The following is a 15289-nucleotide window of genomic DNA, read 5'->3' as shown; positions in this document are numbered from 1 at the left end:
GGAAAGATGGACTTTCCATATAAACTGGAGATTTCCCCAGACAAAATGAAGGCATGGATTATACCATCAGGAAACCCGGTACAGATTGTTTCTGAAAGAGAAGTAGATGAACGGCTGGCTACAATACCGATCACATTTGGGGTAAAGAAGAAGTGAAATCGCTATTGTTAGATGTGGAACAGATTAGCTGTTCTTTATTTTTTGCACAAGGACAATCAGCTGGAAATGGATATGATGGAGAATGGATGCTCGTATATACCAAGGCGTTGGATAAGCATGAACAGCCATTTAAATTCAGAAATTTAATCGACTATGTAGCCTCTGTCACAAGCATGATCATAAGTTTAGAAAAGAGTGAACTACATATTGTATGAACAAGGGTGGCAGGATTTCAGCTGAATATAGGGTATGCTGCATTTTCCAGATCTACAATTGAATATGCACTTGAAATAGGAAAAAGGCAAAAGAGCAAATACTGTACGTAGACCAGATGGGTGGAAGTCTAATTCCGTTAATTTAGGGCAGCAGAATGATAAAGCGCGCAATGATCATTCTGCTTTTTTTATTGAATTGCAATCCACTGAAAATAAATAGAAGAGGAGGAGAGGACAGAATGACCGTTATCCTTATTTTAAGCATTATGGTCAATTTAGTAACAATATTAACCGTTATCATCCTTTATACAAGGCAGAATCGCCTGATTGATTTTGAAAAAAATTATAAAGCTTCTTTAAAAGAGATGGAAGAGCTCATTAATACGTTTATTTTTGAGATGAAAGAAGAAAATGATGAAATTAAACAGTTGTTCAGGAGCGAAAGTGAGGATCCAGTTAAAGAGGGTCACCAATCTGATATGGATGAGGAACTAGATCAAGAGGTTATAGGTCTACCGCAGGGATATAGGCAGCAGGCAGCGTTAAATGCCTATACCAATTTAAGCGGACAATCGATCGAGACAAAAAGGATAGTTAAGAAGAAGGAATCAGTCCGAGAGGGTCAGGAGACGGATCAAAATCGTGTACTTGCTGAGATAATAAATATGAAGAATCAAGGGATAACCACCGAAGAAATCGCCAAGAAAATGGGGCGTGGCAAAACAGAAATTGACCTTTTAATTAAATTAAACCAAAAGTAAGGGAAAATATCTTGATTGTGTTCCTTTATTGTGCTATATTATGACATGGTGTTATTACACACGCTTAAGGATTTGGACTGTTCGTGCTGTAATATTACAGTTTCAGTCTGAAAATGATTTAAGCGGAGGAAAAAACAAAACATAGGAGGAACAAACATGTCTGTAATTTCAATGAAACAACTGCTTGAAGCAGGTGTACACTTCGGGCACCAAACTCGTCGTTGGAACCCAAAAATGAAAAAATATATCTTCACGGAGCGTAATGGTATCTACATTATTGACCTTCAAAAAACGGTTAAAAAAGTAGAAGAAGCTTACAACTTCGTAAGAGATTTAGCTGCTGATGGCGGTACTATGTTATTCGTTGGTACTAAAAAGCAAGCTCAAGATTCTGTTAAAGAAGAAGCTGGCCGTGCTGGTATGTACTATGTTAACCAACGTTGGTTAGGTGGTACATTAACAAACTTCGTAACAATCCAAAAACGTATTGCACGTCTTAAAGAAATCGAAAAAATGGAAGAGAACGGAACTTTCGAAGTCCTTCCTAAAAAAGAAGTTATTCAATTGAAAAAAGAACAAGAACGTCTTGAAAAATTCTTGGGCGGTATCAAGGATATGAAACAAATCCCTGATGCATTGTTCATCATCGACCCACGCAAAGAGCGTATTGCTGTTGCAGAAGCTCATAAATTGAACATTCCAATCGTAGGTATCGTTGATACTAACTGTGATCCGGATGAAATCGATTATGTAATCCCTGCAAACGATGATGCAATCCGTGCTGTTAAATTGCTTACTGGTAAAATGGCTGATGCTATTCTTGAAGGTAAACAAGGTGAAGAAACAGCTCCAGTTGCAGAAGAAGCAGTAGCTGAAGAAACTGTAGCAGCTGAAGAAGCAACTACAGTTGAAAATGCTTAATTGATTTTTTAAAGGTGATAAGAGGACAGTGCCTTTTATCACCTTTTTTTGAAATAAAATAGAGTGGTGTATATGGAATCGAACACTGCTACATACTGATTTTATCGGATCATATAAAGGAGGAAGACCAAATGGCTATTACTGCTCAAATGGTAAAAGAATTACGTGAAAAAACTGGTGCAGGTATGATGGACTGCAAAAAAGCGCTTCAAGAAACAAGTGGAGACATGGATAAAGCAATTGACTACCTTCGTGAAAAAGGTATCGCGAAAGCTGCTAAAAAAGGCGATCGTATCGCTGCAGAAGGTCTTACTTCTATCGTTGTAGAAGGAGATAAAGCAGTTATCCTTGAAGTGAATGCAGAAACAGATTTCGTTGCTAAAAACGAAGGTTTCCAAACTCTTGTTAAAGAATTGGCTGCTCATCTTTTAGCAAACACTCCAGCAACTGTTGAAGAGGCACATGCTCAAACTATGGAAAATGGCGCAACTGTTCAAGATCACATTAATGCTGCTATCGCTAAAATTGGTGAGCGTTTATCTCTTCGTCGTTTTGAAATCAAAACAAAACCTGAAAATGGTGCTTTCGGCGCTTACATCCACCAAGGTGGACGTATCAGTGTTCTAACTATTATTGAAGGTTCAACTGATGAAGCGGTAGCGAAAGATGTATCTATGCATATTGCTGCTCTTAACCCTAAATATGTATCTCGTGATCAAGTATCTGCAGACGAAGTTGAGCATGAGCGTCAAGTATTAACTCAACAAGCTCTTAATGAAGGTAAACCAGAAAAAATCGTTGCTAAAATGGTTGAAGGCCGTCTTGGTAAATACTTTGAAGAAGTATGTGTACTAGACCAAACTTTCGTTAAGAATCCAGATCAAAAAGTTGGTCAATTCGTACAAGCAAACGGTGCTTCCATCGTTGAATTCATTCGTTATGAAGTAGGAGAAGGTATCGAGAAGAAACAAGATAACTTCGCTGAAGAAGTAATGAATCAAATTAAGAAAGACTAATCCAAATTACAAATGTCTATAGCATAAAAATAGGGGACACGCTGTGTTCCCTATTTTTCAAAAGTACATTCTATTTGAAATAATGAGCAGAGATTTGGATATCGATTATATAGATTGCAAAAAGATCGATAACTAACAATGGTGGAGGTTACTATGAGCGGCGTAAAGTATAAAAGAGTTGTATTAAAGTTAAGTGGGGAAGCACTTGCCGGTGCTCAAGGATTTGGAATTGACCCAAAAATTATTTCTTCGGTTGCTAAACAAGTAAAAGAAGTTGCAGAGCTTGGTGTAGAAGTCGCAGTGGTAGTTGGCGGAGGAAATATTTGGCGCGGGAAAACAGGCAGTGAACTAGGTATGGACCGTGCAACGGCTGATTATATGGGAATGCTTGCTACAGTTATGAATTCTCTAGCGCTACAGGATAGTTTGGAGCAGCAGGGCATTGAGACTCGGGTGCAAACTTCGATTGAAATGAGACAAGTAGCTGAGCCTTATATCCGTCGCAGAGCAATCCGGCATTTAGAAAAAACCCGTGTAGTGATCTTTGCTGCAGGAACTGGAAATCCTTATTTCTCTACAGATACGACAGCAGCTTTACGGGCTGCCGAAATAGAAGCAGATGTTATTCTTATGGGTAAGAATAATGTTGACGGTGTTTATAATGCAGACCCTGTTAAAGATAGCAGTGCTGTAAAATATGATAAACTCTCTTATCTTGATTTAATTAAGGATGGTTTATCTGTAATGGACTCCACAGCATCATCCTTATGTATGGATAACGACATTCCACTAATTGTCTTCTCGATAATGGAAGAAGGAAATATTAAACGTGCCGTTATGGGTGAAACTATAGGTACTATCGTTAGGGGGAAATAATAATGGCAAATCAAGTTATTGCAAATACGAAAGAAAAAATGGATAAAGGAATTCAGGCATTCTCAAGAGAATTAGCCTCTATTCGTGCGGGTCGTGCAAGTGCTTCTCTTTTAGACAGACTAACTGTTAATTATTATGGTGCGCCTACGCCTGTAAACCAACTTGGTTCAATCAGTGTGCCGGAAGCACGTATGCTAGTTATTACACCTTATGATAAATCCATTCTTGGTGATATTGAAAAAGCCATTTTGAAATCTGATCTTGGTCTTAATCCGGTAAACGATGGTAACATCATTCGTTTAAGTGTTCCTGCACTTACCGAAGAACGCCGTCGTGATCTTGTTAAACAAGTGAAAAAAGAAGCTGAGGAAGCAAAAGTGGCTATTCGTAATGTACGCCGTGATGGAAATGATGATCTTAAAAAGTTAGAGAAAAACGGAGAAATTACAGAAGATGCATTGCGTGGATTCTCTGATGATGTTCAAAAAATGACTGATGATCACATTGCTAAAATTGATCAGCTTGCTAAAGACAAAGAAAAGGAAATCATGGAAGTTTGATTTTATATCAAAAAACCCCTTTAGCCTAAAGGGGTTTTTTTGTTACATTTTGTATGTTGTACAACGAGAATCAGTAACTTCGGTATTCTATTCCTTCTCTGCCACAACGTATGCTTTGTAAAAATAATAAAAGAATTAATGGGCTCCTTTCAGATTTTAAAAGGTAACCTATAAAGGATTCATTGATTCTAGATAAACAAACTTATAAACAGAAATGTTTGTGGCATTTAATTGTGGTATGATAGGTTATGGAATTTATACCAAGGTAGAATGATGAAAGATATACATAAGCAGGGATGATCAATTCCTTTTGGAGGAAATAAAATGTTTGGATGGAAGAAAGAGAAAAAAGGGAAACAGCGTTCTATATCAGAAAGAATAGAAAAGGTTAAACAAAATAATATACCAAACCATATTGCCATTATTATGGATGGGAATGGCCGTTGGGCGCGGAAAAGAGCACTGCCAAGAGTTGCCGGACATCATGAGGGAATGAAAGTCGTGCGTAGAACGACTAAATTGGCTAATCAATTAGGCGTAAAGGTATTAACCGTATATGCCTTTTCAACTGAAAATTGGAAAAGGCCGAAAGATGAAGTCGATTACTTGTTAAAATTACCAGAAGAATTTTTAGGCACTTTTTTACCGGAATTAATAGAAGAAAATGTTAAGGTTCAAATTATGGGTGATCAGAAGAGGCTTCCTTTGCATACTGTCAATGCAGTCACAACAGCATTGGAAAAAACAAAAGATAATGATGGCCTGATTTTAAATTTTGCCCTTAATTATGGCAGCCGTGCAGAAATTCTTGAGGGAGTAAGGAAAGCCGCAGCTGATTTGAAAGATGGTGTCTTGGATGAAAATGAGCTGACAGAAGAACGATTTTCAGAGTACTTGATGACTAATCAGCTGATGGATCCGGATTTATTAATTAGAACAAGCGGCGAAATTCGCCTGAGCAACTTTATGCTTTGGCAATTAGCCTATACGGAATTTTATTTCACAGATGTTTTATGGCCAGATTTTAATGATCATGAGCTGCTGGATGCGATTGAAGAATTCCAGGGAAGATCAAGAAGATATGGTGGCGTATAAATAGGAAGGCGAGGATCTTAGGGTGAAACAAAGAATCATTACTGCAGTTATAGCACTAGCTTTATTTTTACCGATATTGATATATGGAAATATCCCATTTCTTTTTTTGATGTATGCGATGGCAACTATTGGGCTATATGAATTACTTAAGATGAAAGAGATGCCATTAATGACGATATCCTCTCTGCTATCGTTTATACTAGTATGGGTTCTATTGATTCCTGATAGATATAGCCATATTTTTGATATGATTCAGTATGAGAAAATGGATATTGTCATTATTGTTGCCTTATTGTTGTTGATCATCACTGTAATTTCAAAAAATGTATTTACCTTTGATGATGCGGCTTTTCTCATGTTGTCGTCTCTTTACATAGGTGTTGCTTTTTATTACTTTTTTGCTACAAGGGATGCAAGTAATGGTCTCGTAACATTACTTTTTGTTCTAGTTACGATATGGGTTACAGATTCAGGCGCCTACTTTGTAGGACGCTCTTTAGGGAAACGAAAGCTTTGGCCGGAAATTAGTCCAAATAAAACGGTGGAAGGATTTCTTGGAGGAATCGGAAGTGCAATTGTTGTTGCAATTTTGTTCTATTTCTTCTCTAATTTGGACTACAATATAAGTAAGTTGATTATTATGGCATTGTTAATCTCGATTTTCGGACAGCTGGGGGATCTTGTACAATCTGCATATAAAAGGCATTATGGTGTTAAAGATTCGGGTAATATCTTACCGGGACATGGAGGAATTTTGGATAGGTTTGACAGTATGATTTTCATTCTTCCCATTTTGCATTTCTTCATTTTTTAATTAATAACCATACAACTTTTGGGGAGGAGCATTAGTTTGAAAAAGATCAATTTATTAGGCGCTACAGGCTCGATTGGTATGCAAACAATCGATATTGTACGTAATCATCCAGAGGAATTTAAGTTAACAGCCATTGCAGGCGGGAGAAATATGGATGGAATCCGTAAAATCACTCAGGAATTCCAACCAGAATTAATTTGTGTACAGTTAAAAGAAGATGCGGAAAGATTGAAAACAGAATTTCCAACTAAAAAAATTGTATACGGGCATGATGGGTTAATAGAGGCTGCTACTTATGTAAATGGAGATATTGTGGTTAATGCTGTGATGGGAAGTATTGGTTTAATTCCGACCATGCAAGCGATGGAAGCGGGCAAGCAAATTGCTCTAGCCAATAAGGAAACGTTGGTGACAGCTGGACATCTTGTTATGGAGGCTGCTGAAAAGTATAATACGCCCATTTTGCCGGTGGACAGTGAGCATTCTGCTATATTCCAGGCATTACAGGGAGAGCAGACTAAAAATATCGAGCGCCTGATTATTACAGCATCTGGAGGAAGTTTCAGAGATCGGACAAGGGATGAATTAAAAAATGTTACGGTAGAAGATGCCCTGAATCATCCAAACTGGTCTATGGGTGCAAAAATTACAATAGATTCCGCTACGATGATGAATAAAGGACTTGAAGTCATTGAAGCTCATTGGCTATTTAATTTACCATATGATCAAATTGATGTTCTACTGCATCAGGAAAGCATTATTCATTCGATGGTTGAATTTCATGATTCAAGTGTGATTGCACAGCTTGGTACTCCGGATATGCGTGTTCCTATTCAATATGCACTTTCCTATCCGGACAGGTTACCGCTAATCTCTTCAAAAAGGCTTAATTTAGCTGATGCGGCAACTTTACATTTTAAAAAGATGGACTTTGACCGTTATCCTTGTTTACAATACGCATATAACGCCGGTAGAATTGGCGGATCCATGCCGACTGTTTTAAATGCTGCCAATGAGGTGGCGGTCGGATTATTCTTACAGGGCAAGATTCCATTCTTGGCAATTGAGGAACTGGTGGAAAAGGCAATGAACCGTCATCAGCCAATCAAAAATCCTGAGCTTGAGATTATAACAGAAGTCGATCAGGATACAAGAAGATATATCGAGTCACTACATTAAAAGGATGGTCGATTAAGTGCAAACTATATTAGCGTTTATACTAATTTTTGGCGGATTGGTGTTTTTTCATGAATTAGGCCATTTAATCTTTGCAAAAAGAGCGGGTATACTCTGTCGAGAGTTTGCCATAGGTTTTGGACCGAAAATCTTTACTATAAAAAAGAATGATACTGTCTATACCATTCGTTTACTTCCGCTCGGAGGCTTTGTACGGATGGCTGGTGAAGATGAAGAATCAGTTGAGTTGAAACCAGGCTACCGAATCGGTGTACTGTTTAATGAAAATCAGGAAATCAACAAAATCATTGTCACTAACAAGGATAAATATCCTGAAGCAAGGATTATTGAAGTCGAAGAAGCTGATTTGGATCATAAGTTAATCATTCGTGGATATGAAGATGGGAATGATGAAACAATCCAAACTTTTAAGGTTCATCCAAAAGCAGTAATGGTAGAAAATGGACTTGAGCTTCAAATTGCTCCTTATGACCGTCAATTTAATTCAAAAACTTTACCGCAAAGGGCGATGGCTATCTTTGCCGGACCAATGATGAATTTTGTTTTGGCCGCTATTTTATTCATGATTATTGGGATAGCCCAAGGTGTGGTAGTTGAAGATCCAAAGCTAGGGAAATTGACAGAAGATGGACCTGCCATCAGTTCAGGACTTAGAGAAGGAGATATCGTCCAATCCATTAATGGTGAAAAAGTGGATTCTTGGAGTGATATTCAATCAACGATCCAAAAGAATGCTAATAATGAACTGACTTTTAATGTTGAGCGAGATGGACAGACAAAAGAAGTCACAGTGACGCCTAAATTAGTGGATGATTCAGCTGGTAAACGGGGAATTATCGGGGTATATGCACCTACCGAAAAATCATTCCTAAAAGCGATCGGATATGGATTTACGGAAACTTATTTATGGACAAAACAAATCATTATTGTTCTTGGAGATCTTATTACTGGTGGATTCTCTATTGATGCCTTATCAGGCCCTGTAGGAATATATGTTTCCACCGAAGAAGTGGCAAAATCGGGCATTTTCTACTTGATAAAATGGGCAGGGGTCTTAAGTATTAATCTCGGGATTATGAATCTCTTACCGCTACCCGCGCTGGATGGAGGAAGGCTTTTATTCTTTGCTATTGAAGCCATAAGAGGGAAACCGGTTGATAAGCAAAAAGAAGGTATGTTCCATTTTATTGGCTTTGCCTTATTAATGCTCTTAATGATCGTTGTCACATGGAATGATATACAGCGATTTTTCTTTTAAGATAGATTTTATAGTAACAGGGGCTCAAAAAAAGCCCTTGTTATACATAAGTACAGTGAAAGAGATAGAAAGGTGAATAGATATGAGACAAAGTATGACCATGATTCCAACATTAAGAGAGGTGCCATCTGACGCTGAAGTAAAAAGCCATCAATTATTACTTCGTGCTGGATTTATGCGCCAAAATGCGAGTGGAATATACAGTTATCTTCCACTTGGTTTAAAAGTTATTCAAAATGTTGAAAAAATTATTCGAGAAGAAATGGAGCGTGCAGGGGCGGTTGAATTATTAATGCCTGCGCTGCAACAAGCAGAGCTATGGCAGGAATCAGGCAGATGGTATTCCTATGGTCCTGAAATGATGAGAATGAAAGACCGTCATAATCGTGAGTTTGCAATGGGTCCAACCCACGAAGAAGTCATTACAAGCTTACTTCGTGATGAGGTGAAATCATACAAACGTCTGCCATTAACGCTTTATCAAATCCAAACAAAATTCCGTGATGAGAAGCGTCCTCGTTTTGGATTGCTTCGCGGCCGTGAATTTATTATGAAGGATGCTTATTCATTCCATTCCAGTCAGGAAAGCCTGGACGAAGTGTATGATCGTATCTTTACTGCTTATTCTAATATTTTCAGCCGTTGTGGTCTCGATTTCAGAGCGGTAATCGCTGATTCAGGAGCAATGGGCGGAAAAGATACACATGAATTCATGGTGCTTTCTGATATTGGTGAGGACACAATTGCTTATTCTGATACATCTGATTTTGCTGCGAATATTGAAATGGCACCAGTTGTAAACACAACGGTAAAAACGGGTGAAGAGCTGAAAGAGCTATCCAAGGTATCAACACCTGATCAAAAAACAATTGAAGAAGTATCAAGTTATTTAAATATAGGTGCGGATAAGTGCATTAAATCACTTCTTTGGAAAGTGGACGATCAGTTTGTCCTTGTGTTAATCAGAGGAGATCATGAATTAAATGATATTAAGTTAAAAAATATCTTTAATGCAACAATTGTTGAACCTGCAAGTCCAGAAGAAACAAAAGAAGTCCTTGGTTGCAGCGTCGGATCTCTTGGTCCAATTGGAGTGGAAGGGGACCGCGTGACAATCATTGGAGATTATGCTGTTGAAGTCCTCGAAAATGCAGTTTGCGGAGCTAATGAAGAAGGTTTCCATTATACGAATGTAAATCCTGAACGTGATTTCCAAAATGTGAAATATGAAGACCTTCGTTTCATCCAGGCAGGCGATGTTTCTCCAGATGGAAAAGGAACCATTCAGTTTGCTAAAGGAATCGAAGTAGGTCATGTATTCAAATTGGGCACACGTTACAGTGAGGCCATGAATGGTACGTACCTGGATGAAAATGGACGCAGCCAGCCAATGATTATGGGTTGTTATGGAATTGGCGTATCAAGAACAGTTGCGGCAATTGCTGAGCAATTTAATGATGAAAAAGGATTAATGTGGCCTGTCAATATTGCTCCATATCAAGTGCATTTAATACCTGTCAATATGAAGGATGAAGAGCAAAGTAAACTTGGTGAGGAAATATATAGTCAGCTTCAACAGGCAGGCTATGATGTCTTAATGGATGACCGTAAAGAGCGTGCAGGTGTAAAATTTGCTGACTCTGATTTAATTGGGCTTCCTGTTCGAGTAACGGTAGGGAAAAAAGCATCTGAAGGAATCGTGGAAGTTAAAGTGAGAAAGACAGGCGAAAGCTTTGAAGTGTCTGTTGCTGATTTGGCTGAACGTTTAAAAGAATTACTGTAAACAAACAGGTGAAACAAATAAAGCTCTCCCCTAACTACTGGGGGGAGCTTATTTTTGCAAAAAAATAAAGTCATACTTCATTCATAAGTAGTTAATGGTTAAAGCAAGTGGTACGTATTCATTTAAGGGCTATAGGAGCGCATAGTAGACAATCAAGAAAGGGTTTAACAGTTTTATCTGAATTGATAAAAGCATTAATCTTTGCAAGAAGGGATTTGAATAAAAAAGAGTTGTGTTATAATTACTAGACACAAAAGGAGAATGACGTTTGGGAGAGATAGAAATGGAAGAAAATTCTCGTATTAAACAAGATAAATTCAGAACGTTGCTCCAGCAACTTCAATTAACAGAAGATGCAGTAGTTATGCATTTTTCCAATGCAGAAATCGATAAAGTAGTGATAGAAAAAGTGGCGCGTAAATGGCACTTCTTTTTCAGCTTTGAACATATAATTCCTTGCAGTGTATGGACCAGATTTACAACACAATTAATTCAGGTCTTTTCTCCAATCGCAACTGTTGGCTATTCTATAGAAGTTAAGAATCCACTATCTTCGAGTGAACTGATTACAGACTACTGGAAGAATTGTATAAGTGAAATCGATGGAATTTCTCCGGCAATATTAGAACTATTACATGGACAAGTCCCTAAGGTTGAAGGTAATAAGCTGATAATAACCGCACGCAATGAAGCGGAAGCAGGACAGCTCAAACGAAAGTACACAGCTTTAATTTCTGATGTTTATCAGCGCTTTGGTTTCCCTCCATTGCAACTGGATGCAATAGTTGATAGAAATGCATACAGTGACGCGATGGAAACCTTTAAAAAGGAAAAGCAAAAAGAAGATGAAGAAAAGGCTCTACAGGCCGTCCAGGATATGAAGAAAGCTGCTGAAGCTAAGGATGATGGTACAGTCCCTGATGGTCCATTAGTAATCGGTTATAAAATTAAACCGGATGCTGACTTCAAAACATTGGATGAAATCGTGGAAGAAGAGCGCAGAATCGCGGTTGAAGGATATGTATTTGATGCTGAGACAAGAGAGCTAAAGAGTGGCCGTACATTATTGACCTTTAAAATCACAGATTATAGCAATAGTATTCTCGTTAAAATGTTTTCACGTGACAGAGAGGATGCAAGCCAATTGGCACGTGTTAAAAAAGGAATGTGGGTACGTGTACAGGGAAGCGTCCAAAATGATACATTTGTGCGTGATTTAGTCATGATTGCAAATGATATCAATGAAATATCGGGTAAACAACGCAAGGATACAGCTCCTGAAGATGAAAAACGCGTAGAGCTGCACCTGCATAGTCCGATGAGTCAAATGGATGCTGTTACATCTGTCTCTGCATTGGTTACCCAGGCAGCCAAATGGGGTCATAAAGCCATCGCCATTACAGATCATGCCGTGGCTCAATCATTTCCTGAGGCATACTCTGCCGGCAAAAAAAACAATATAAAAATTTTATATGGAGTAGAGGCAAATTTAGTTGATGATGGCGTTCCGATTGCCTACAATACAGCAGATTTAAATTTAGAGGAAAGCACATATGTCGTTTTCGACGTTGAAACAACTGGGCTTTCTGCCATATATGATACGATAATTGAGCTTGCGGCAGTTAAGATGAAAAATGGTGAGATTATCGATCGGTTTGAGTCTTTCGCTAACCCACACCATAAATTGTCTTCTACAACGATTAATTTAACGGGGATAACGGATGACCTTGTCGAAAATGCTCCTGAAGTTAGTGAAGTATTGACAAAGTTCAAGGATTGGTCAGGAGATTCCATTTTTGTTGCCCATAATGCTAGTTTTGATATGGGATTTTTAAATATGGGCTATAAAAAACTTGGATTTGGTAAAGCCTCAAATCCGGTTATTGATACACTTGAATTAGCTCGTTTCCTCTATCCAGATTTAAAAAATCACCGACTGAACAATTTGGCGAAAAAATTTGATGTGGAACTTGTTCAGCACCACAGAGCTATCTATGATGCCGAAACAACCGGGCATTTATTAATGAAAATGTTAAAGGATGCTAATGAAAAAGGGATTACAAATCATAATCAATTAAATGACAATATGGGTAAAGGCAAGGCTTTCCAGAGAGCCCGTCCGTATCACTGTACGTTACTGGCTCAGACTCAGGAGGGTTTAAAGAACTTATTTAAACTTGTTTCTATTGCCCACATTAATTATTTTTACCGTGTCCCAAGGATCCCAAGATCTGTCCTTATGCAATATCGTGAAGGGATATTAGTCGGTTCTGGCTGTGATCGTGGTGAAGTATTTGAGAATATGATGCAAAAATCATTTGAAGAGGCAGAGGGAGTAGCTGAATTCTATGATTATCTGGAAGTGCATCCGAAAGAAGTATACGCACCTCTGATCGAGATGGAGCTTGTCCAAAGCGATAAGGCGCTCGAATCGATTATTGCCAATATAGTTAAGCTCGGAGAAAAATTAAATAAACCGGTAGTGGCAACGGGAAATGTTCATTACCTTAATCCAAACGATAAAATCTATCGGAAAATATTAATTAACTCACAAGGGGGTGCAAACCCTCTGAACCGTCACAGCTTGCCTGATGTACACTTCCGTACGACGGATGAGATGATGAATTGCTTTGCGTTTCTCGGTCAAGAAAAAGCAAAAGAAATCGTTGTAGAGAATACAAACAAAATTGCCGGTATGATTGATGTAATTAAGCCGATTAAGGATGATTTATATACACCAAAAATCGAGGGTGCCGAAGAAGACATACGTGAGATGAGTTACTCAAGAGCTCGAATGATTTATGGTGAAAACCTACCGGAAATAGTCGAAGCGCGTCTTGAAAAAGAATTGAAGAGTATCATCGGTCATGGATTTGCGGTTATTTACCTGATTTCTCATAAATTAGTTAAGAAATCGCTCGATGATGGTTATTTGGTTGGTTCACGTGGATCCGTCGGTTCGTCCTTTGTGGCAACCATGACTGAAATAACGGAAGTTAATCCATTGCCGCCACATTATGTATGTCCGAAGTGTAAGCAATCTGAATTCTTTAATGATGGGTCCGTGGGATCAGGCTTTGATTTACCTGATAAGGATTGTCCGGACTGCGGCGTCAATTATGTTAAAGATGGGCATGATATACCATTTGAAACATTCCTTGGCTTTAAAGGGGATAAAGTTCCGGATATTGACTTGAACTTCTCAGGTGAATACCAACCACAAGCACATAATTACACAAAGGTTCTTTTTGGTGAGGATTATGTGTACCGTGCAGGAACGATTGGTACGGTAGCTGAAAAAACAGCCTATGGATATGTCAGAGGGTATGCACAGGAAAATAATCTGCATTTCCGTTCGGCGGAAACAGATCGTTTGGTAAGCGGATGTACGGGTGTTAAGCGTACAACCGGGCAGCATCCAGGGGGAATCATTGTAGTCCCTGATTATATGGATATTTATGATTTCTCCCCTATCCAGTTCCCTGCTGATGCGAGTGATTCAGAATGGAAAACGACACACTTTGATTTCCATTCCATCCATGATAATATTTTGAAACTAGATATCCTTGGTCATGATGATCCAACCGTTATCAGGATGCTGCAGGATTTAAGTGGAATAGATCCGAAAACAATTCCTACAGACGATCCTGAAGTAATGAAAATTTTCAGTACACCGGAAGTACTTGGGGTAACACCTGAGCAAATCAACTGTAAAACAGGAACCCTGGGTGTCCCGGAATTCGGTACGCGCTTTGTAAGGCAAATGCTTGAGGATACGAAACCAACAACGTTTGCAGAGCTTGTTCAAATATCCGGTCTTTCACATGGTACGGATGTTTGGCTTGGCAATGCGCAGGAATTAATTCAGGATAATATTTGTAACCTGAGCCAGGTTATTGGCTGCCGGGATGATATTATGGTGTATTTGATTTATCAGGGACTCGATCCATCACTTGCTTTCAAAATAATGGAGTCTGTACGTAAGGGTAAGGGTCTTAGTGAGGATATGGAAGCGGAAATGCTGAAGAATAATGTGCCGGGATGGTATATTGAATCCTGTAAAAAGATTAAATATATGTTCCCGAAAGCCCATGCCGCGGCATATGTATTAATGGCTGTCCGAATCGCTTACTTTAAAGTGCATCACGCACTCCTTTACTACGCAGCCTATTTTACGGTGCGTGCAGAAGATTTTGATCTTGATGCCATGGTGAAGGGATCGGAGATGATTCGTTCTCGAATTGATGAAATTAATCAAAAGGGTCTTGATGCCTCTACGAAAGAGAAAAACTTAATGACTGTTCTCGAAATAGCTCTAGAAATGTGTGAGCGTGGGTACAGCTTCCAAAAAGTAGACCTGTACCGATCCAGTGCGTCTGAGTTTATAATTGATGGAAATACGTTAATTCCGCCGTTCAATGCAATTCCAGGACTTGGTACGAATGCGGCTTACAATATTGTAAAAGCTAGAGAAAACGGCGAATTTTTATCAAAAGAAGATTTGCAGCAGAGAGGCAAAGTGTCTAAAACTATATTGGAATATCTGGATAATCATGGTTGCTTGGGCGATATGCCTGATCAAAACCAACTCTCCTTATTCTAATAAGCACTCGCTTATTTGCAAAAAACAACTC

13 protein-coding genes are annotated in these 15289 nt (G+C 38.6%); all 13 read left to right on the top strand.

The window, feature by feature from the left end:
* Nucleotides 1–6 precede the first annotated feature (6 nt).
* The 13 genes from AC58NB_RS03480 (at nt 7) to AC58NB_RS03420 (ending at nt 15258) form a co-directional block, all read left to right on the top strand.
* A complete protein-coding gene (locus tag AC58NB_RS03480) occupies nt 7–156 on the top strand; it encodes a hypothetical protein (RefSeq protein WP_497425429.1) in 150 nt (49 codons plus the stop codon).
* Nucleotides 153–374: a hypothetical protein gene (locus tag AC58NB_RS03475; RefSeq protein WP_497425428.1), complete on the top strand. Its 222-nt coding sequence runs from the start codon at nt 153–155 to the stop codon at nt 372–374. The genes AC58NB_RS03480 and AC58NB_RS03475 overlap by 4 nt, the downstream gene beginning before the upstream one ends.
* A 239-nt stretch (nt 375–613) precedes the next feature.
* On the top strand, nt 614–1135 hold the full coding sequence (locus tag AC58NB_RS03470) for a hypothetical protein (protein WP_497425427.1): 522 nt from the start codon (nt 614–616) through the stop codon (nt 1133–1135).
* 156 nt (nt 1136–1291) lie between these two features.
* Nucleotides 1292–2056, top strand: a complete 765-nt coding sequence (rpsB, locus tag AC58NB_RS03465; protein WP_497425426.1) for a 30S ribosomal protein S2 — start codon at nt 1292–1294, stop codon at nt 2054–2056.
* 131 nt (nt 2057–2187) lie between these two features.
* A complete protein-coding gene (gene tsf / locus AC58NB_RS03460; protein WP_497425425.1) occupies nt 2188–3072 on the top strand; it encodes a translation elongation factor Ts in 885 nt (294 codons plus the stop codon).
* A 153-nt stretch (nt 3073–3225) separates the two neighbouring features.
* Entirely contained in the window at nt 3226–3948 is a 723-nt protein-coding gene (gene pyrH / locus AC58NB_RS03455; protein ID WP_497425424.1) for a UMP kinase, read from the top strand.
* 2 nt (nt 3949–3950) lie between these two features.
* On the top strand, nt 3951–4508 hold the full coding sequence (gene frr, locus AC58NB_RS03450) for a ribosome recycling factor (RefSeq protein WP_497425423.1): 558 nt from the start codon (nt 3951–3953) through the stop codon (nt 4506–4508).
* A 324-nt stretch (nt 4509–4832) separates the two neighbouring features.
* Complete coding sequence (gene uppS / locus AC58NB_RS03445; RefSeq protein ID WP_497425422.1) at nt 4833–5603, top strand: undecaprenyl pyrophosphate synthase; 771 nt, start codon at nt 4833–4835, stop codon at nt 5601–5603.
* A gap of 22 nt (nt 5604–5625) precedes the next feature.
* Nucleotides 5626–6417: a phosphatidate cytidylyltransferase gene (locus tag AC58NB_RS03440; RefSeq protein WP_497425421.1), complete on the top strand. Its 792-nt coding sequence runs from the start codon at nt 5626–5628 to the stop codon at nt 6415–6417.
* 36 nt (nt 6418–6453) lie between these two features.
* Nucleotides 6454–7596 carry a 1-deoxy-D-xylulose-5-phosphate reductoisomerase gene (locus AC58NB_RS03435; protein WP_497425420.1) on the top strand — a complete coding sequence of 381 codons (1143 nt, stop codon included), beginning with the start codon at nt 6454–6456 and terminating at the stop codon, nt 7594–7596.
* Nucleotides 7597–7612: 16 nt separating this feature from the next.
* Entirely contained in the window at nt 7613–8872 is a 1260-nt protein-coding gene (rseP, locus tag AC58NB_RS03430; protein WP_497425419.1) for an RIP metalloprotease RseP, read from the top strand.
* Nucleotides 8873–8954: 82 nt separating this feature from the next.
* Nucleotides 8955–10655: a proline--tRNA ligase gene (locus AC58NB_RS03425; protein ID WP_497425418.1), complete on the top strand. Its 1701-nt coding sequence runs from the start codon at nt 8955–8957 to the stop codon at nt 10653–10655.
* Between the two features lie 283 nt (nt 10656–10938).
* Nucleotides 10939–15258 carry a PolC-type DNA polymerase III gene (locus AC58NB_RS03420; RefSeq protein WP_497425544.1) on the top strand — a complete coding sequence of 1440 codons (4320 nt, stop codon included), beginning with the start codon at nt 10939–10941 and terminating at the stop codon, nt 15256–15258.
* Nucleotides 15259–15289: the final 31 nt, after the last annotated feature.

Source organism: Pradoshia sp. TA40_28, from assembly GCF_059694525.1.
The sequence above is the reverse complement of the archived record's forward strand: the minus strand, read 5'-3'. Positions and strand labels throughout refer to the sequence as shown.

Excerpts from the sequence above, each read along its gene's own strand:
- AC58NB_RS03470 (WP_497425427.1), top strand. The coding sequence starts at position 614 with ATGACCGTTATCCTTATTTTAAGCATTATGGTCAATTTAGTAACAATA.
- AC58NB_RS03480 (WP_497425429.1), top strand. The coding sequence starts at position 7 with ATGGACTTTCCATATAAACTGGAGATTTCCCCAGACAAAATGAAGGCA.
- AC58NB_RS03420 (WP_497425544.1), top strand. The coding sequence starts at position 10,939 with ATGGAAGAAAATTCTCGTATTAAACAAGATAAATTCAGAACGTTGCTC.
- pyrH (WP_497425424.1), top strand. The coding sequence starts at position 3,226 with ATGAGCGGCGTAAAGTATAAAAGAGTTGTATTAAAGTTAAGTGGGGAA.
- rpsB (WP_497425426.1), top strand. The coding sequence starts at position 1,292 with ATGTCTGTAATTTCAATGAAACAACTGCTTGAAGCAGGTGTACACTTC.
- frr (WP_497425423.1), top strand. The coding sequence starts at position 3,951 with ATGGCAAATCAAGTTATTGCAAATACGAAAGAAAAAATGGATAAAGGA.
- uppS (WP_497425422.1), top strand. The coding sequence starts at position 4,833 with ATGTTTGGATGGAAGAAAGAGAAAAAAGGGAAACAGCGTTCTATATCA.
- AC58NB_RS03425 (WP_497425418.1), top strand. The coding sequence starts at position 8,955 with ATGAGACAAAGTATGACCATGATTCCAACATTAAGAGAGGTGCCATCT.
- tsf (WP_497425425.1), top strand. The coding sequence starts at position 2,188 with ATGGCTATTACTGCTCAAATGGTAAAAGAATTACGTGAAAAAACTGGT.